This is a genomic window from Streptomyces sp. NPDC002867 (genome assembly GCF_053591895.1).
The window spans coordinates 30538-47758 of sequence record NZ_JBSFUR010000047.1 but is presented as its reverse complement, the minus strand read 5'-3'; the positions used below and the strand labels follow the sequence as shown (position 1 = coordinate 47758).

The following is a 17221-nucleotide window of genomic DNA, read 5'->3' as shown; positions in this document are numbered from 1 at the left end:
CGGTGGCCGTTCTTGTATCCGGACACTCACTCCGACGCCAGGACAAACGCCCGGATCAGGTGGGAGCCCGTACACCACCTCTCAGGACGCAACCTTTACCTGTCCGGTTTGGACAAGGTGTCCTCCCCACATGCGTGGGGGTCTCTCCGCGTGTTCTCACAGAACCGCAACAGAGAACAGATCACGAGGATTCTGCCTGAGCAGGCGACGGTGGAACCGCCGTCCGGTCACAATCCCAGATCAGAGCACCTTCCCCTATAGCCATCTCACCCCGACGCGCTGGAAGTTCTCACTTGCTGTCACTAGAAATTCTCACTTCATGTCACGCATTTGCCGCTGTGGCCAGCAATGGTCGATGACATCTAAATGAGAAATCTTGGTGACATCAGTGTGAGACGTCGCACCAGGAGAGCGCCTTCAAGCTGCTCCAGCCCTCGAACGTCTGGTGGGATCACGGCGACCAGTGTGCCCGGTAAACCACCCTGTAGGACGGCCTTTTGTCGTGGACCTCCGCCAGCAGAGCTTGCCCAGGGTCACCTTGGGCTTGCCCACGCCTCCGACGGAAGGCTTGCCCTGGTCAGGAGAGCCCTGAATTGGGTGTTACCTCAGCGATGGTGTCCGCGATCAGGACGGGAAGGTGGCTGATCGCGCGTTCCAGGAGCCGTTCGATCGGGACCGCGTGCGGACTGTCGTCGACGCTGATGAGCTTGACCCAGGTGGCGGGCTGGTAGCGGGCGAGCATGGACAAGGTGTAGAGGACGGCCCACCACGCCATCAGGGGGTGCAGCTCCCGCTTCATCGGGGAGAGGACAGGCAGGAAGTAGCAGGCCCCCGCATAGCGGCGTGTCATGGCCTGCAGGTGCTCCCGGCGCTCTGCTCCGGTCGCCGACCCTTTGGGCATCTCCCAGTTGACCACCAGTTCACCGCCGCCGTGGTCGTAGCGGCTGTACTCCGGGGGCGCCTCGGGGCCGAGACTGAGGGCGCGGGTGGTGACGTAGCTCTTGTGCTGGGCGACGGCCGGGTACGCGGCGAAGAAGTCGGCGAGCGCTTCACGGGTTCCGGCGTCGATGACCCGGTCGGGGATGCCGCACACGGGGACGCTCAGCAGGCTGTGCTCGTGGTCGCCGACGCTTCGCTCGTCCGTGAACAGCGGCGTGAGCCGGTCCCGGATGCTGAGCGGGTAGTCGTGGTTCGGCGGCAGCAGGTCCCAGACGTCCTCCAGACGTATCGGGTCCGTGCCCCACACCGGGGAGTCGAGCGCTTCGCTGACTCGTACGAAGCTGCCCTGGGTGCCAGGCGGGTCGGTACGGATCTCGATGTCGCGGAATGGCAGGTGGAACCCCGTGGTCTTGATGCCGTGGGATTCCAGGCGCCAGTCCTGGCTTTTGAGTGACAAAGCTGCGGCCGCGATGGCGCGCCCGGCCTGGCTGAGCCCGTAGAAGACTTGCAACGGGCGTGTGGCCGGGTCCACGACAGCGGCGGCCCGGAACATCTGGCCGGTCTGTTCCAGGGCGGCCGCGTAGGTCTTGCGGCGGGCGCCGGGATCGGCTGCTTTGCCTGGCGGGTTCGAGCGGCTGGCCCGCAGCCGCTCCCACGCCTGATCGGTGCCGAGATCGCTGTGCATGACAGGGACGCTACCCGGCTCCGAGCAGCCCGCGCGGGGGATTTCTGCACGCACGGGCAGTGGGCTGACCGTCGGCTTGCCCCAGTCTCTGGCCGGGGCAGCGGGGGGCGCCAGGCGCCCCCGATGGATGGCTGTGTCGGCGCTGATCTCCGCGATCAGCTCCGGGACCTCGAGGATCGGATCGAGGAGCTCTTGGCTACCCCAGGGGGCGGTGAATCGTGGGCCGGTCCGGTCCACGGGTGGTTGGGGTCGGCGGCGGTGAGGTGGTCGGCAAGCTGGCGGGCGGCGTCCGGTTTCAGCGGCGTGGTTCGGCCGGCCGCGCGCAGCTGGCCATCCTGGTCGTAGCGTCCGAGGACGAGCAGCTGCGGCCGCCGGAGTGTGCCGGTGACGCCGCAGATCACGGTCAGTCCGCGGTGGAACGGTCCGCGTCGGTTCGATGGGCTTTCTCTGTCACCTCGGCGTCCACTCGCTCAGTGATCAGCGACGTAAATCTTCTCGCCCAGCATGAGGGGCGCGTCAGCGGGGCCCTTGATGTAGGGGCCGCGCCAGATGAGGCGGTGCTCCTGAGCGGACGGGTACCACTGTCGGACCTTGTGCATCCGTACGGGCCACCGGTGGTGATAGGTCCGCACCTGCTTCTCCTCTCCCAGCTCTGTCGAGCGTTGCGCCGGGATCTGGCGTGCCAGGCGCACCACCCGGACTGCGGGATCGTGCGGCTGCCCCGCCGTACGGCGGCCAGAGCGCTCAGTGGGCAGGGGCTTGGGTGGTGGTGACGCCTTGGGCGACGAGTCGCCAGAACGCGTACATGTAGCGGCAGGCGAAGTCGTCGTCCGGGTCGTCGACGCGGCCGCCGGCCCATTCGCCGATGTCGGCGACCGGCTCGGCGCGCCAGGAGGCTGCCTGGGTGAGCGCGGACTGCAGCTGCCGCTCTGCGGTACAGCAGCTCGCCAATCCGGCGCTGAAGGCCTGGAAGAACGCCTCTGGCGCAGGCGTCTCCGTCGGCCCGGGCCGCGTTTCGTCGGAGGACAAGCCAGAGCGATGGAAAGTGGACGAATACGTGCTGGAGTGCCAGTCATGCGAGAAGACGTGCGTCCTGTTCGCGTACTGGGGTCCTGACATGAGCGGCTGGTCCGATCCCCCGACTTCTGAGGAACTGAAGAAGGTGAAGGTCCGCAGCGTAGAACTGATGCACCCTCGTCAGATGCCCCGCGAACTTCACCGAGCGGCTCCTGACAAGATGCGGGGCTTATTCCGCGAGGGAGCCCAGTGCGAGGCCGTGGGTGCCTTTCGGGCGGCAGCCGGGATGTACCGGGCGGCCGTCGAGGAGCTGTGCGCCGACAAGCAGGCAACGGGGCGCAACCTCGTCGAGAGGATCGACGATCTCGCCTCGCGAGGAGTACCAGACGAGATCGTGGCCGACCTGCACGAGGCTCGGCTGCTGGGCAACTGGAGCCTCCACGACGGTCTCGCGTTCTCGAGCGAAGAAGTCGCGGACGTCGCCCTCCTGATCGAGGAAGCGGTCACCGTCGTCTACGTGCAGCCGGAAGAGCGGGCGGCTATGCGTGCCGCCCGCAAAGACCGGCGAGACCGGAACCGTGCTGCGCAAAGAAGCTAGAAGGAAACGTCGAAGTAGTCGATGTCCGTGAATTCCACTTCGAGGTCGTCGGCGCGGCGTCCGCCGTCTTTGAAGTAGATTTCCTGGAGTCCTTCGGCGACGATGGTCCGCAGTTGCTGGTCGCTGAAGCCTTGCTGCTGGGCGTCGAAGAGGCGGCTGGCGTACTCCGGGGGGAGGTGGACGGTCAGTCGGCGCATGCGGCCGTCGTCGGTGGTGCCGATCGGGGCGGTGTAGCCGAAGCGGGCACGGGTTTCCACGGTGATGCCGGTGGTGGAGGCGGCCTGCCGGCGGCGGCGCTTGCGGACCTGGGGTTGCCAGCGGGCGCGGACGGCGGCGTCGATCCGGTCGGCGATCTCCTTGGGCGGGTGCTTGCGGGCGCCGCGCCGGTAGCGGTTGACCGAGTCGGCGGTGACGCCCAGTTCCTGGGCGACGGCCTTGGCAGTCTTGAGCTGCTTGATCAGGAAGTTGATGCGGGCCTGCAGGCCCTTGGGCGGTTCGCGGGTGAACGCTTCCTGGTCCGCGCGCTCCAGGGCGTCGTCGATGTCCCCCACCGGGTCACTCTCCTTCGTCCAGGACGGCGTCGCCGCCCTTGATGTGGCGGGCCGGGTTGAGGCCCTTCTCCATCAGGTCGACCGCCCAGGCCATCTCCGCCACGCCTTCGAGCTTCGCCAGGCCCGGGGTGGGGCCGAGGCGGAAGGATCCGGGCAGCGGCTTGCCGTCCGGCGTGCGGGGCAGGAAGTCGAGCGGGGAGGGGCCGGGGCTGGCGTAGACGACGCAGTCGGAGAGGACGGCGAGCGGGTACTGTCCGGTCGCCTTCGCGGTGTTGAGCATCTTGCGGTGCATGTTGACCCGGGCCTTGGAGATGACCGCTGCGCGGATGTCCGGCCGCCAGGTCGGGCGCTCGAGGGCCGGCCAGCGTTCGCCGTCGCGGTAGTGCCGTCCCTGCGGGCGTTCGCGGAGCTTGCCGATGCCGCCCTTCACCGTCGCCTTGATCGCCGCGAGGACCGCGGCCAGGGGGGGGTCGACCTGCTTGTGCTGCTCCATCGCGGCCAGGAACCGGTGGTCGTCCAGGTCCTTCGTGACGCCGAGGTCGGCCATCGTGTCGACGTAGGCGGTCTTGAGCCGGTCGTGCCACGGGTCCAGGTACGCCCCCGTCTCGCGCCGCAGGAAGCCCTCGACCGGCTCGACGTCGTAGCCGAGCTCCGCCGCGTAGGCGACGGTGTGCGTCTGATACCAGGCAGGTCCTGTGGGGCGCTGGCCGGACGGGGTGAACGGCGACGGCAGGCGCGGGTCCAGCTCGATGTGCGAGAGGTCGACCAGCCAGGAGCCGGGGATCTTCTTGTCGAACACAGGTCGCTGGACGTGCTCGGGGCCGGAGAGGCCGACCACGAGGCGGGCCGCGGCGGCGAGGAAGGCGGTGTTGATGTCCAGGCCGATCGCGAACGGCCGCAGGCACTCCTCATCGGACAGCAGTTGGGGATCGCGCACCCACTGGTAGGCCTCCTCGTCGAGGAAGCCGCCGGTCCAGCCCTGGGCGACCGGGTGCTCGGTGGTGGCCTCGGGAGGGGCCGGGTCGACCGGCTCGGCGCCCAAAGAGCCGGGGTTGTGCCCGGACACCCACTCGCCGGTGGTCTCGTTCTTCACCGCCCGGGTCGGCGGGCGCAGCGCGGTCATCAGCTCCAGGCCGGACACGGCGGTGGAGCCGCGCGGGGTGATGACCCGCTGGGCGTAGACGGCGAGGGCGCGGGCGAGTTCGGCCGGCGGCAGCTGGTCGGCGCCGGGCCAGGCCCGGGTATCGAGCGCGTCCCACGACAGGATCGCCAGTTGCACGCACCGGCGCTGGTTGCCCTTGGCAGGGCGGTAGATGCGTGCCCAGGGGCCGAAGCCGCGCTGGGTCAGCTTCCATTTCGTGCGGGTGAGCTGCTTGACGACCACATGGTCCTCCGGCAGCCGCAGTGAGCGGCGGGCCTCGGGGCCCTCCAGGCACTCGGGCAGCCCGAGCTTCACGGCGGCCGCGGCGGTGAGAACGATCAGCGGGTCGGCGTCCTTGCCGTTGCGGTTCAGCTTCGGCGCTCCGAGGCCGGACTCGGTGAGCGTCCAGTCGACCAGCTGCACCATCGTGGTGGCCGGGCAGTCCAGGACGATCCCGCCGGCGCCATAGGCCTGGCCGTCGCCGTCCAGGACGGCGAGCGGACCGTGGGGGAAGCGCGGGTCGACGGCGACCGGCTTCGCGACGGCCTTCTTCGCCGCCGGACGGCGCGACGTCGACGGCCTGGCCGCGGGCGCCGCCTCCGCCACTGGAGCGGGTGCGGGGGCGACCGGTTCGGCCGGCTGCGTTGCAGGGCTGGTGAACGTCTCCGGCGCCGGCTCGGGCGGGTACTTCGCCGCCCAGCCCTCCAGCAGCCGCAAATACGCCTGCAGACGCGGCGGCCGCGGCTCCGAACGGCCGCTCTCCCAGTTCTTCACCGTCTGCGTCGTCGACTTGAGCGCGGTCGCCAAACGGGCCTGCGTGATGCCGGCGGCCTCACGCAGCCGGGCCCGCTCAGCGGGCGGCGGCAACTGCGGCTGGTCCTCCAGCAGCGAATCCACCGCCGCGAACAGCTCTTCCTCGGTCGGCATGCTCCACCTCCACCCCAGACACTACCACAGATTTAGCCCTGTATTTAACCTCAATTTTTACCTGGCTCACTGCTGGGCGCACGTGGGGATCTTCTTGACATACGCGGAGGAAGATACGTCCGCCTTCGCCAACTCCCGTCGCGGGAGCAGAATGAGCGCCGGTCCGGCCAACTGGGGCAGCCACTTCATGCGAGCCCAGGCTTTCGCCGGCGCTCCGGGTGGCTGCGACCGTCCACGCACCCAAGAGGCCCCGGGTGCAACCACCCCTGCCCGGTTACTCGAAGGAGCACGGCGCGCTGGGGCCTCGTTTCGCGCGCCGGCCTGCCCGTGTACGACGTCGTCTTCGATGTCCTTCGTGAGTCCGTTCCCGAGTTCCTCGGAAGCCTCACCGCCGGTCTGCTGCTCGCGCTCGGCGGCTTGACAGCGAAAAAGCTCCGTGACCAGCGCGACGACGGCCCGGACGAGGAGACCACCGCATAGTTGGACCCCGCCGGCGACCAACGGGGCGTCAACGGCGGTTCCGGTAGAACCGCACGCGCGACGCACGACAGCACCCCGCGTCAGCCGCTCCGGACCGTTGCCCCCGTTGTGCCCACCAGGGCAACGGGGCACGGATGACCACGCAACAGCCAGGTCACGGACCGAGGAGGTGCCGCTGGACACGGGATCGGACGCGGTCCGGGGTGGTGCCGAGATGGCGGGAGAGCTCGTCCGCCCAGTGATCTGCGCTCGGGTCGATCCGGTACGCGGCAGTGCGGCCGGCGTCGCGGGCCAGGCGCTCGAGTGGCCCACGGCGCGCAGGGCCGCGGCCGGGTGGTCGTCCGCGAGCGTGCCCAGGCGGGTGTGGAGAAGGTCGATCAGGTCGGTGATGTCCGCGGGCAGCGGGACTGTCTGCTGTTCGACGGTGGCGATGTGGGCCGCCCAGTCCCGGTAGGGGCCGGACAGGTCCGCATCGTCCAGGTCGTCCTCGTCGGTGAGACGTGCCAGTCGATCGGATAGTGGGGGCCGCGCCAGCCGCAGGCGCACGCGCCGCGGATGCCGGCCGCCTTCGGCCGCCCGAAGCGGCCGGTGTAGGCCCACCACTCACGGGTGCTCTGCATCGACGATCCACTGCCCAGATCCAGATACACCGGGCGCGGCTCACTGCCGTCGGCCAGCACCGCGCCCGCATACCCGGCATGCTGCTCCTCGAACTCCTCCGCCACCCACATGTACCGGGTCCTCCCCGCCCCAAGCCTCCACGACGGCGCCATGCTTGCACCGCAGCGCCTGGGCACGGGTGCCGTTCCGTCGGCCAGGGTCCAACCGACCGCCTGCGCTGTCGGACCTGAGGGGAGGGCAGCCCTTCGGATGCAAACCGCCCGCAGCGGCGAGCCGGTTCAACGACTTTCGCCATTACCTCCGACCGGCGAGCGCCGACACCTGTCGGGCTCCGTACCGCGAGGCCTTGCAGCAGCAAGGGCTCCTTCTGCATTCCGGCCAGAAACGCACTCTGTGGCCGGTTTACTGCGAGTCAGACACCGACGGCAGGAGGCCCGGATCACCGGTTCGAATTCGAGGCACCACCGCACGTGCCGTGCCGGCGTCTCGTTGCACGTTGGTGCGCAAGCAGCCGCCTTCGAAGAAGCCGGCTCGCCGCATCGATGATCTGCTGTCCGCTTTCCACGAAGCGCTCGGAGGAACCGCACCTCAGCAGCAGCGACGGCCCCTCCTCGCACCGGTCCAGGCGGTTACGCGCTGGACCGGTACGTGAAGCCGGCCTTGCCCGGTCTTCCCACAGGGCCGGGGGTTCGGGTGGGTTGGCGAACTGGCGGGTGAGCCCCGGGGTTCCGTATCTGGTGGGCCACTTTCGGGGGATGGTCTCTCTGTCAGAGCCTCGAAGGGAGACGGAGTGGCGCAGGCGGGCGATGGCTCTGGTTTCGCTGTTCATGGCGCCGGGGCGGCCGTGTCGTATGCCGACTGCGCCGCCTGGGTGCCGTTCGCGTCGATGCGGGTGGGTCGGCCGGGTGCCGAGCCACGGGCGACGGGTTGCTGTGAACGTCGGAGGTGCGGGACCACGAGGTCCACCCCCGCCGGCGCGATGGCGGGGGTGGACGTGTACGTACGGCGGATCAGCCCAGCGGGCGGGCGTTCCAGACGTAGGCGGAGACCTTCTGACCGCCATTCACACCAGCGACGGTGTCGAACCGGAAGTGCACGCCGTTGTAGACGCGGCTGATGGCGTTCTCGGCGGCGGCGGAGCTGAAGGAGCTGACGTGCCGGGTGACGCCGCGGGCGTTCGGGTCGTCAGTGGTGCCCTCGTAGGGCATGGTGTCGGTCCCGAACCAGTTCTTCATGATCCCGGCCCAGGTCGCGCCGAAGGTGGAATGTCCGGACTGGTAGGCCGCGAACGGCGGTGAGAAGTGCACGCCGTTGGCGTCCTTGGACGTAGGCAGCCAGTTGGGGTCACCGACGGTCTTGGCGTTGTAGTCGTTGTCGGCGTTCTGGACGGCGCTCTGCGGGCGCCAGAGGTCGAAGTTGGTGTTCCACTTGGCGTCCCAGGCGACGATGGCTGCGTCGGCGAGGGCGATGGACAGGACACCGAAGAGCTTGCCGGTGTAGAAGGAGCTGGCGTTGGGCTTGTACTTGTTCAGGACGACCAGGGTGTGGTCGTACTGCTGGCCGGTCGGCTTGTAGCTGCCGTTGACGTCGTTGGCCCAGAACCGGGCGATCTGGGTCTGGTCGGCGGTGCGTACGGTGGAGTTGGCACTGCCGAGGGTCTTCACCTCGTTCAGGGCGTCGGCGTAGATGTCGCTGGACAGCAGGGCCTCGGGGGTCTCGTGGCCGCCGGGCTTGGCCGGGCGGAACTGGTCGGAGGAGGCGAGTACCCAGGGCTTGACCTTGCCCCAGTTGGGGCCTCCGGCGGGCACGCCCGGAGTGGTCGGACGCCAGTGGCCGGGTGCCAGGTTCGGCACGTACGGGGTGGTGTCCGCCGAGCCGTCGTTGGCTCTGTGATTGATCAGCGCCTTGGCGATCTTCGTTCCCTGGCTCTTGCCGAGTTCTCGGTCCCTGGCAGTGGCGGAGGTGGGAAGCGCAAGGGCCGCGGCGAGGTCGTCGTCCAGGTTGACGGTGGGGAACGCCTCCTTCAGGGCGGTGTAGGCGGCGTAGTCGATCGCCGGGTCGAGCGCGCCGTAGCGGCCGTACAGCTCGCTGGAGCGGCTGAGGTAGGGCTTGCCGACCGGGTAGATGGAGTTGACGGTGTCGTAGACGGAGATGTTCAGCAGGGCGCCGCCGCGGGTGATCGGGCCGGCGATGCCGCCCGCCTCGCGGGTGGCCTGGAGCATGGCCCGCTCCCAGAACAGGACGTGGTCGGGGCCCTTCTTGTTGGCGACCGCGGTGGGGACGGACTCGACCGGGTTGATGTGGTCGTAGCCGGGCGGTCGCGCATCGTCGGTGGCAGCCGCGTGGCCCGGGACGAGGGCAGCGAGGCCGCCGAGGACGATCGCCGCTATCAGGGCGTTCCTTCCGTGGCGACGGGAGCCGCTGGACTTGGGCATACCGGTTCCTTTCCAAGATCTGCGTGAGGGCGCACCCGCGCGCCTGTCGGCGTGTGCAGGGTGGATGGGGAGGCTGCTGCCGGTGTGTGCGTCGACCGCCGCCCTGCAGATGAAGCTAGTTGTCGGCCGAGGCAGTTGGCGGGAGCCTCCTCGATGCGAGGAATCGGCACTGGTGATGGAGGGGCGTCCCGGGCGCCGGCGTGACCTGGGTTTCGGCGCGATCACGACGAAAGGGGGGCTCCGCGCCGACGGCGCGGAGCCCCCCTTCGGTGGTGCCGGGTGTCACTGCACGGCGGCACGCAGGGCGGTGTTCTCGGCCTCGAGTTCGGCGAGGCGCTCTTTCAGACGGGGCAGGGCGGCGTTCTGCCGCTGGAGTTCGGCGAGGCGCCGGCAGAGGTCCGCGTGGTCGTCCTCGATCTCCTGCGGTGTGTAGCGGGGGGTGATGTGCTGCGGGCAGTTCCAGTCGTACGCCTCGACGGTGATGAGGACGACCCGCTCCACGCCGGCACGGTAGTCGGCCGGCGTCAGGGCCCGCAGGAGCTCGGGGCCGGGGTTGTCATCGGTGATGGCGGTGCCCAGGATCTTCAGCCGGATGCGCTGGGGATAGTCCATGAGCAGGAGGGCCACCCGGTCGTTGCCCTGGAGGTTGCCGGTGGTGATGTACTGCCGGTTTCCGCGGAAGTCGGCGAAGGCGAGCGTGGTGTCGTCCATGGCCCGCAGAAAGCCCGGCGGGCCTCCCCGGTGCTGTACGTAGGGCCAGCCGCTCTCGCCGGTACTGGCGAGGTAGAAGCTGTCTCTGGCGGTGATGAACTCGACCTCGTCGTCGCTGAGCCGGTCGGCCTGTGCCGGTCCTGCCTCGATGCGGGCGTATGCGGTGCGGCTGCCGTGGCGCTGCTGTCGGGCGCGGACGGCAGAGGTGAACGCGAGCTGGGCGTAACGGCTGGTCACTGCGGTCTCCTGGGCTGGGTGGCGCCGATGGTCGGGGTCACCACCAGTAGGTGGGATAGCGCGGTGTCACACCGGTACGCCCGGTGAGTATGCCGACGGCGACCAGGACGACGGTCGCGCCCGCGAGGACCGGCAGGAACGGCATCGCGGACGGCTGCTGGGCGACCACGATCACCGCGGTGGCGGCGGCGGGCGAGTGCGGGGTGCGACCGAGGGCCATGACGCCGAGGGCCAGGCCGCCGGCCAAGGCCGCGGCCCAGGCGGAATCGCCTGCCACGGCCAGCACCGCGAATCCGGTGAGCGCGGAGAGCAACTGACCGCCGATCACACTCCGCGGCTGGGCCAGGGGAAGGGCGGGTGCGCCGAAGACCAGAGCGGCGCTGGCCGCCAGCGGGGGGATGAGCCATACCTGGTCCAGCAGCGCGCCGAGCCCGACAAGGGCGAGCAGGGCGAGAACGGAACCTGTGGTGGCGACGGCGATGACGGCCAGGGCCGGCCGCTGGGGCGCTCGGCTCGCGAAGCGTCGCTTCTTGGTCGTCGCGTCGGGTGTCGCGGGGGTGGCCGCGACGGTTTGGTCGGTCATCGACTCTTCTCCAGCAGGTGGGCGGGACGGAGCGAACAGGTGCCCGCGAGCACCGCCGTACCGGGCGGGACGGCGGTACTCGCGGGCGGGGGAAGAGGCGACCGGCCCCGGGGGTGGCCCGGTCGCCCGTGGAATCGCGCGCCGGCAGGCCGGTGCGGCGAGGGCGCGGCTCGGTTCGTTCGCCTCCAGGGCGCTTCGGCGTGCGACGACGGTCGACCGTGCTCGAAGGCTCGCGCGGCAGAACCGCATGCGACGCGAGCCCTCGCGGCCTCCACGTTCTCCCCCTGCTGCGCCTGACCAGCGGCCTGCGGCGGCGGCCGCGCGCCCTCTCGGCTCCGGCCTGCTCAGCCGACGTGGCTGACCACCGGCCAGTCGATGTCGACCTCGGCGGCCTTGTTGAGGTAGTTGGTGAACACGTTGAGCGCCACGTTGCCGATCACCTCGGTGATCTCGGCGTCGTTCAGACCGGCTTCACGGGCGGTCTTGAGGTCGCTCTCCTCCACGCCGCCGCGGGTGCGGACCAAAGCGGTGGCGAGCTTGAGAACGGCGGCGGTCTTGACGTCGCCCGACTTGGCGTGGCGGGCGTCGGCCGCCTGCGACTCGCTCAGGCCCGCGAGGTTCGTGGCGATGTAGGTGTGGGCGGAAAGGCAGTAGTCGCAGGAGTTCTCCTGGGCGACGGCGAGCGCGATGGCTTCGCGGATGCCGACCGGCAGGGTGCCGGTGCCGAGCGCTCCGGAGAACTCGAGGTAGGCCTTGAGCACGGCCGGGCTGTTGGCCATCACCTTGGTCATGTTCGGGGTGACGCCAAGGGCCTTGTGGACCGCGGCGAGGAGCTCGGCCGCGGAGCCCTGGGCGGTCTCGGGCTCAATGATCGGCAGGCGGGACATGTGGGCCTCCGGGTGATCGACAACCGCCACATTTATAACGGTTGCTGCGCGTTTCTGACGTTAGAACCATGGCACAGACTTCTTATGGTTGCAAGGCGGCCTTACCATCAAGGGGTGAAACTGGACGAACTTCAGGGCGGTGGCGCCCCCACGCTGGGTGAGCCGCTGCCGATCGAACTGGGAAACGCCACCTATGCGGTACGTGGCCAGCTGGTCGACGGGTTGCAGACGGTCGAGCACGTGGCCGCTTGGTTCCGGGACAACCGGCACCGGTTCGCCGTGCCGCTCGACGACAGGGACCTGCTGCGCACGAACGAGCGGGACCTGGCGGCCATCCGCGCCCTCAGGGACGCCATCCGCACCCTGACCGGCGTCGCCGTCCGGGGTGGTGATGCACCGCAGGAGGCTGTCGAGACGGTCAACCAGCAGGTGCGGGCGGCGCCGCGCTGGCGCGAGCTGTCCTGGGGCGGGGGGCCGCGGGCACTGGCGTGCGGATCGGTCGACCGGTTGGCGACGGCTCGTGCGGAGATCGCCCAGCAGGCCGTCGATCTGTTCGGGGGGCCGGACATCGCACAGCTGAGGGCCTGTCATGCGCCGGGCTGCGTGCTCTACTTCCTCAAGGACCACCCCCGGCGGGAGTGGTGTTCGGCGGGCTGCGGGAACCGTGCCCGAGCAGCACGTCATTACGAGCGGAACCGCAGGACCTCCTGACACCGCAACGCCGGCCCTGCGGCGGGAATCGGCCGAGTGCCCGTTCCCCGGGGCCGGCGTTGCGGTGCTGTCGCCGCTCAGGACGCCGGTGGAACACCTCGCCCGGCCGGCCCGGCACCTGACAGCACGCGGAGCGGGGCTTGCGCGGCGGGCGGAGCGTCCGGGCCGACCTTCCGCGATCCGAGATGGGACGCGACCGCAAGGCATGCCGTCACCAGCACGATGTTCTTGATGATGTACTGCCCTTCCAACGTGGGCAGCAGCGGTGAGCCATGGGCCCACACCACGTCCGGCGCGATGACGAGGGTGGCGAAGACGCCCGCCATGTGGACGAAGAACACCGCCAGCACCGTGCGCAGCAGCCATCCCGTGATCAGGCCCAGGCCGATGCCGACTTCCATGACGGCCAGTAAGGGGCGGCTGACCTCGGCAGGGACCAGCCCGAACGAGAGAACTCCCATGCACCGGGTGGCGATGTCCTGCGCGGGGCTCGTGCCCGGGACAAATTTCAGGATGCCGAACCAGGCGAAGACGACTCCTACGCTGATCCGCAGGGCGAGGTCGCTGAACAGGCGGTAGCGCGCGGCGAGGGATTCCGTTCCCGCCGCCACGCGTCGGCGGGAACGTTCCAGGGCAGAGTTCATGCGACCCGTCCTTCGGTCGTTCGGGATGTGAGCCGGAAAGCAGGAGAGCGGCCGGCGGCGGACACGCCCGTGCGGCCGCGTGAAGGTCACGACATGGCAGCCGGGCCGGCAGGGGCTGCGCCAGGCGGTGGGGGCGGGAGAGCGGCCGCAGGCGAGCCGCGCAGCCCCCGTCCCCCGGACGCTAGCCAGATACCGAGGGCTGAGACGCTCGAGTCTCGGATGGCTGCCATCGGCCCGGCCGATCCGCCGATGCGACGACCCGCCCCGTGTCCGACACACAACGCCCCCGTGAACACTTCCCCGAGCACCGGAGGGACCGAGGGGGGCCAGCCCGGCGGACCGTGACAGTGCGTGACGCGCTTCGGCCTGCGTCCTGCCGGTCCGCCCCTTTCCCGCCATGACTAAGGAGGGAACACCGGCCTCCGCCCCCGACCCCGAAGGAGAGCCGATCCTCCGTCAAGGGCACCGTCACTGAAGGTAATTGATACGGATTCGTCCGATCCGGGGGTTTCCCGCACGTTGCGTATTGCCAAGGAGCCGCCCCCCGTGCCAGCATCCCTAACGGCAAGATGTCTTCTTATTCATTAGAATGGGGGCGGGTGGCCATTGCTACGGGGGGGAACACGATGGACTTGACGATGTATCAGCTGAGAACCTTCTGGGAAGTAGCCAGAACCGGAAGTCTCACCAAAAGCGCCAGAAATCTCGGCTATGCCCAGTCGAGCGTCACCGCACATATACGCACGATCGAGAACCGCGTGGGCGTATCGCTGTTCCAGCGCCTTCCCCACGGGGTCCGGCTCACCGCGGCCGGAGAAGTATTCCAGATATACGTCGGCCGCATATTCTCCGTAGTGGACGAGATGTCCGCGGCACTCAAGGCCAACGGCGAGGCCACCGGGCGCGTCGTCGTGGGTTCGACCGCGCTGCTCATGGAGTACGAGATGGGCGAGCTGGTCCGCGAGTGCCGGTACCGCTACCCCGGCGTTCAAGTCTCCCCCAAGGTCATGACTGCGACCGAGGTCGAGAACGCGGTCGCCGCCGGCGAGGTCGACATCGGCCTCACGCTCACCATCGATCCGGCCGATGAGGTTCCGCGTGTTCCCGGCATCAGCCGGCAGTCGCTGTTCAAGGTGCCGCTCGTACCGGTCGGGGACCCCTCGCCGGCCCCCGGCTGCGACCCGGAGGGCGGGCGGGTGCTCGTCGTCGACCCCGACTGCGTCTCCCAGGAGGTCCTGCTGCGCCACCTGAGGGCCGAGCGCGGTATCAACCCGCCGATCCTGGAGGCCGGTTCCACCCGTAGCGCCATCAGCCTGGCCAGGGCCGGACTGGGGATCGCCATGGTCCCCGAGGTGGCCGTCGAACAGGACCTGGGATGGGAGGGCCTGGCCGTGGTCGAGGATCTGCCGCGCACCGACGCCTATGTCCAGGCCCTGTGGGCCGGCACCACATGGCTGCCGCCGGCCGTCTCCGCCTTCCTCGACCTGGTCCGCAAGGCTCCCGGCGCCGCAGCCAGACAGGCCCTGGGGGTCTGAAGGACCGCTGCACAGATTCACCGGCCGGTGCGCCGTCCCCACGGGACCGCGCACCGGCCGAAGTCGTTCCGGCCCCCGAATTCCGGCACCGGGCCGAGAACCCGAAAAGACTGATTCCTGTCATCGATTCTTACCGAAAACAGGCGACGGACACGACCGTAGGGTGAGAAACCGTAAATGCGCAATCGCGTCTGAACAGCCCTTTCAGGAGGAGAGCCACATGAGTGATATCCACTGCATCCAGAATGTATTCCGCAGCGGCTTCGAAATCGACGAAGTGGACTGGGTGGCGTGGCAGGAGCCGGGACGCGTAGGCGTCGAGCACCACGTTCTGTGGGCACCCGACGCCGCTCGGGGCGAGGACTCGGCCGGCCTGCTGCTCCGCTTCCCGCCCGGCGCCCACGGCGACTACCACGAGCACCTCGGTTTCGAGCTCATGCTCGTCCTCGACGGCACGCTCGACCACAGCGACGGTGCCAGCTACGCCAAAGGTGACCTCGTCGTCGAGGCACCCGGTACGCAGCACCAGATGTCCAGCCGTACGGGCTGCACCGTGCTGGCCATCCGGACCCGTCCCGCTGCCGCCCGTACCCCCGACCGGGCCATCCGCCCCGTCGGCGCGGCCGCCGGCGCCTGAGCCGATCCCTTCGTCCAGCCGTCCCGTTCGACCGAGCTTGTGAGGCTCCGCCATGTCCGCCCCCGTCCATGTCCCCTCAACACCGGTGCGCCACGCCCAGCCTGCGCGACGTGTCGTGGTCTCGAGCGTCTCCTCCGACTCCCACACCTGGAACCTGGTGTTCCTTCAGCTCCTTCTGGAGGAGAGCGGGGCGGAGGTCGTCAACCTCGGCGCCTGCGTCCCGGACGACCTGTTGCTGGCCGAGTGCCGGCGCCTGCGCCCGGACCTCGTCGTCATCAGCAGCGTGAACGGCCACGGCTACCTGGACGGCCGAAGGCTCATCGCCCGTCTGCGGGCGGAGGCAGACCTTGCGGACCTGCCGGTCGTCATCGGCGGCAAGCTGGGTACCCAGGGCCCGGGCGACGCGGCCCTGGGCACCGACCTTCTCGCTTCGGGCTTCGACGCGGTCTTCGACGAGTCCGGCGGCGTCGAGGAGTTCCAGCGGTACCTGGAGAACCCCAGGGCACTCATCTCCGGCTGCGCCGCGTCATGACCGCCCATCCCTCCATCCGCCTCGGCCGGTTCGCCACCGCAGTCGCCCAGGCCCGTGACGCCGGCGATCTCCTCGTCCAGCCCCGTATGGGCTTTCCCGCCCGCACCCAGATGGCCTCCGGGCTGCGGGCGGTCGCCCGTGCCCGAGCCCGTACGGTCGGCACGATCACCCTCGACAGCTACACCCGCGTGGGAGACCACGACGCCGCCCGCCGTGCCCTGGCCGCGGGTGCCGACCTCAACGGCTTCCCGATCGTCGCCCACGGGGCCGCCGCCACCCGCGCCATGATCGCCGGTGCGGGGGCCGGAAGCCTGCCCATTCAGGTCCGCCATGGCACCCCGCTGCCCCTTGGCGTTGTCCACGCCCTGGTCGACGCGGGACTGGACGCGACCGAGGGCGGACCCGTGTCCTACTGCCTTCCCTACAGCCGTACTCCGCTGGACGAGGCCGTCCGTGCCTGGGCAGAGGCCTGCGAAGTCCTCGCGCACCGCGTTCCCGGCGCTCACATGGAGAGCTTCGGCGGCTGCATGCTCGGCCAGCTGTGCCCACCGTCCCTCCTGGTGGCACTGTCGGTGCTGGAAGGAATGTTCTTCCGTCAACACGGCCTGCAGAGCATCTCGTTGAGCTACGCCCAGCAGACCGACGACACCCAGGACACGTACGCCATCCGCGCCCTGCGCCAACTGGCGGCCCAGCACCTGGCCGACACCGACTGGCACGTCGTGCTCTACACCTACATGGGGGTCTTCCCGCGCACCGCCCACGGTGCCCTGGAGCTGCTGCGCCGCAGTGCCCGGCTGGCCGCAGCCACCGGCACCGAGCGGCTCATCGTCAAGACCCCCGCCGAGGCACACCGCATCCCCACGGTCGAGGACAACGTCCAGGCCCTGGAGGAGGCCTGGGCCGCCGCACGGGCCGTACCCCGCGCCGGCGCCCCGGCGGCGGACGACCAGGACGGCGAACCGGAACTCGGCCTGGCCGTCCGCCACGAGGCGAGCGCACTGATCAACGCCGTGCTCGAGTTGCACCCCGACATCGGACGGGCCCTGAGCGAAGCCTTCAGGCGGGGCATCCTCGACGTCCCGTACTGCCTGCACGCCGACAACGCCCAGCGGGCCCGCAGCTACATCGACACCCACGGCCGGCTGCGCTGGCTGACCGTCGGCCGTATGCCGCTGACGGTCCCGCGGCCCGCCGGCACGCCCCATCTGCGGGCCCATGACCTGCTCGGCATGCTCTCCCACGTCCAGCGGACCTTGGACCGTCAGGCGCTTGCCGCGCACGGCCTGCAGCCCGCCCGCCACCTGTCCGCACCTGACCCGGTCTGACGGGCCGCCACCGCCACGACCA

Annotated in this window: 18 protein-coding genes; 8 read left to right on the top strand and 10 right to left on the bottom strand. The window is 69.7% G+C overall.

What is annotated here, in order from left to right; all coding sequences use genetic code 11:
* Positions 1-577 precede the first annotated feature (577 nt).
* The 3 genes from ACWD0A_RS29355 to ACWD0A_RS29345 form a co-directional block, all read right to left on the bottom strand.
* Complete coding sequence (locus ACWD0A_RS29355; RefSeq protein ID WP_451302941.1) at positions 578-1624, bottom strand: YaaC family protein; 1047 nt, start codon at positions 1622-1624, stop codon at positions 578-580.
* Positions 1625-2094: 470 nt separating this feature from the next.
* A complete protein-coding gene (locus ACWD0A_RS29350; protein ID WP_451302939.1) occupies positions 2095-2256 on the bottom strand; it encodes a hypothetical protein in 162 nt (53 codons plus the stop codon).
* 112 nt (positions 2257-2368) lie between these two features.
* Positions 2369-2653 carry a hypothetical protein gene (locus ACWD0A_RS29345; protein WP_451302937.1) on the bottom strand — a complete coding sequence of 95 codons (285 nt, stop codon included), beginning with the start codon at positions 2651-2653 and terminating at the stop codon, positions 2369-2371.
* A 16-nt stretch (positions 2654-2669) separates the two neighbouring features.
* Here ACWD0A_RS29345 and ACWD0A_RS29340 point away from each other — a divergent pair, with 16 nt between their 5' ends.
* On the top strand, positions 2670-3239 hold the full coding sequence (locus ACWD0A_RS29340; RefSeq protein WP_451302935.1) for a DUF4145 domain-containing protein: 570 nt from the start codon (positions 2670-2672) through the stop codon (positions 3237-3239).
* Here the strand turns inward: ACWD0A_RS29340 and tpg are convergent.
* Positions 3236-3790: a telomere-protecting terminal protein Tpg gene (gene tpg, locus ACWD0A_RS29335; RefSeq protein WP_451302933.1), complete on the bottom strand. Its 555-nt coding sequence runs from the start codon at positions 3788-3790 to the stop codon at positions 3236-3238. The genes ACWD0A_RS29340 and tpg overlap by 4 nt on opposite strands.
* A 4-nt stretch (positions 3791-3794) precedes the next feature.
* Positions 3795-5858 (bottom strand): telomere-associated protein Tap, encoded by a 2064-nt coding sequence (tap, locus tag ACWD0A_RS29330; RefSeq protein WP_451302931.1) that lies wholly within the window; start codon positions 5856-5858, stop codon positions 3795-3797.
* Positions 5859-6185: 327 nt separating this feature from the next.
* On the opposite strand from tap, the gene ACWD0A_RS29325 reads away from it, so the two are divergent.
* Together ACWD0A_RS29325 and ACWD0A_RS29320 are read left to right on the top strand one after the other, a co-directional pair.
* Complete coding sequence (locus ACWD0A_RS29325) at positions 6186-6338, top strand: hypothetical protein (protein ID WP_451302929.1); 153 nt, start codon at positions 6186-6188, stop codon at positions 6336-6338.
* A gap of 303 nt (positions 6339-6641) precedes the next feature.
* Positions 6642-6857 (top strand): hypothetical protein, encoded by a 216-nt coding sequence (locus ACWD0A_RS29320; protein ID WP_451302927.1) that lies wholly within the window; start codon positions 6642-6644, stop codon positions 6855-6857.
* A 1112-nt stretch (positions 6858-7969) separates the two neighbouring features.
* On the opposite strand, the gene ACWD0A_RS29315 is transcribed toward ACWD0A_RS29320, so the two are convergent.
* The 4 genes from ACWD0A_RS29315 to ACWD0A_RS29300 form a co-directional block, all read right to left on the bottom strand.
* Complete coding sequence (locus ACWD0A_RS29315; RefSeq protein WP_451302925.1) at positions 7970-9394, bottom strand: vanadium-dependent haloperoxidase; 1425 nt, start codon at positions 9392-9394, stop codon at positions 7970-7972.
* Positions 9395-9676: 282 nt separating this feature from the next.
* Positions 9677-10342: a pyridoxamine 5'-phosphate oxidase family protein gene (locus ACWD0A_RS29310; RefSeq protein ID WP_451302923.1), complete on the bottom strand. Its 666-nt coding sequence runs from the start codon at positions 10340-10342 to the stop codon at positions 9677-9679.
* A 37-nt stretch (positions 10343-10379) separates the two neighbouring features.
* Complete coding sequence (locus tag ACWD0A_RS29305) at positions 10380-10925, bottom strand: HPP family protein (protein ID WP_451302921.1); 546 nt, start codon at positions 10923-10925, stop codon at positions 10380-10382.
* Positions 10926-11269: 344 nt separating this feature from the next.
* The gene (locus tag ACWD0A_RS29300; RefSeq protein ID WP_451302919.1) at positions 11270-11842 is read right to left on the bottom strand and encodes a carboxymuconolactone decarboxylase family protein; all 573 of its coding nucleotides are present in this window, start codon (positions 11840-11842) and stop codon (positions 11270-11272) included.
* Between the two features lie 84 nt (positions 11843-11926).
* Here ACWD0A_RS29300 and ACWD0A_RS29295 point away from each other — a divergent pair, with 84 nt between their 5' ends.
* On the top strand, positions 11927-12523 hold the full coding sequence (locus tag ACWD0A_RS29295) for a CGNR zinc finger domain-containing protein (protein ID WP_451302917.1): 597 nt from the start codon (positions 11927-11929) through the stop codon (positions 12521-12523).
* A 77-nt stretch (positions 12524-12600) separates the two neighbouring features.
* On the opposite strand, the gene ACWD0A_RS29290 is transcribed toward ACWD0A_RS29295, so the two are convergent.
* A complete protein-coding gene (locus tag ACWD0A_RS29290) occupies positions 12601-13167 on the bottom strand; it encodes a DoxX family membrane protein (RefSeq protein WP_451302915.1) in 567 nt (188 codons plus the stop codon).
* A gap of 569 nt (positions 13168-13736) precedes the next feature.
* Between ACWD0A_RS29290 and ACWD0A_RS29285 the strand changes: the two genes are divergently transcribed.
* From ACWD0A_RS29285 to ACWD0A_RS29270, 4 genes are all read left to right on the top strand, one after another.
* Positions 13737-14702 carry a LysR family transcriptional regulator gene (locus ACWD0A_RS29285; RefSeq protein WP_451302913.1) on the top strand — a complete coding sequence of 322 codons (966 nt, stop codon included), beginning with the start codon at positions 13737-13739 and terminating at the stop codon, positions 14700-14702.
* Positions 14703-14922: 220 nt separating this feature from the next.
* Positions 14923-15339 carry a cupin domain-containing protein gene (locus ACWD0A_RS29280; RefSeq protein WP_451302911.1) on the top strand — a complete coding sequence of 139 codons (417 nt, stop codon included), beginning with the start codon at positions 14923-14925 and terminating at the stop codon, positions 15337-15339.
* A 52-nt stretch (positions 15340-15391) separates the two neighbouring features.
* Positions 15392-15871 (top strand): cobalamin B12-binding domain-containing protein, encoded by a 480-nt coding sequence (locus ACWD0A_RS29275; RefSeq protein ID WP_451302909.1) that lies wholly within the window; start codon positions 15392-15394, stop codon positions 15869-15871.
* Positions 15868-17199, top strand: a complete 1332-nt coding sequence (locus ACWD0A_RS29270; protein ID WP_451302907.1) for a methylaspartate mutase — start codon at positions 15868-15870, stop codon at positions 17197-17199. Before ACWD0A_RS29275 ends, ACWD0A_RS29270 begins: the two co-directional genes overlap by 4 nt.
* The last annotated feature ends 22 nt before the right edge of the window (positions 17200-17221 follow it).

Coding starts and splice junctions, on each gene's coding strand:
- ACWD0A_RS29355 (WP_451302941.1), bottom strand. CDS start 1,624: ATGCACAGCGATCTCGGCACCGATCAGGCGTGGGAGCGGCTGCGGGCC.
- tap (WP_451302931.1), bottom strand. CDS start 5,858: ATGCCGACCGAGGAAGAGCTGTTCGCGGCGGTGGATTCGCTGCTGGAG.
- ACWD0A_RS29315 (WP_451302925.1), bottom strand. CDS start 9,394: ATGCCCAAGTCCAGCGGCTCCCGTCGCCACGGAAGGAACGCCCTGATA.
- ACWD0A_RS29305 (WP_451302921.1), bottom strand. CDS start 10,925: ATGACCGACCAAACCGTCGCGGCCACCCCCGCGACACCCGACGCGACG.
- ACWD0A_RS29290 (WP_451302915.1), bottom strand. CDS start 13,167: ATGAACTCTGCCCTGGAACGTTCCCGCCGACGCGTGGCGGCGGGAACG.
- ACWD0A_RS29285 (WP_451302913.1), top strand. CDS start 13,737: ATGTCTTCTTATTCATTAGAATGGGGGCGGGTGGCCATTGCTACGGGG.
- ACWD0A_RS29280 (WP_451302911.1), top strand. CDS start 14,923: ATGAGTGATATCCACTGCATCCAGAATGTATTCCGCAGCGGCTTCGAA.
- ACWD0A_RS29275 (WP_451302909.1), top strand. CDS start 15,392: ATGTCCGCCCCCGTCCATGTCCCCTCAACACCGGTGCGCCACGCCCAG.
- ACWD0A_RS29270 (WP_451302907.1), top strand. CDS start 15,868: ATGACCGCCCATCCCTCCATCCGCCTCGGCCGGTTCGCCACCGCAGTC.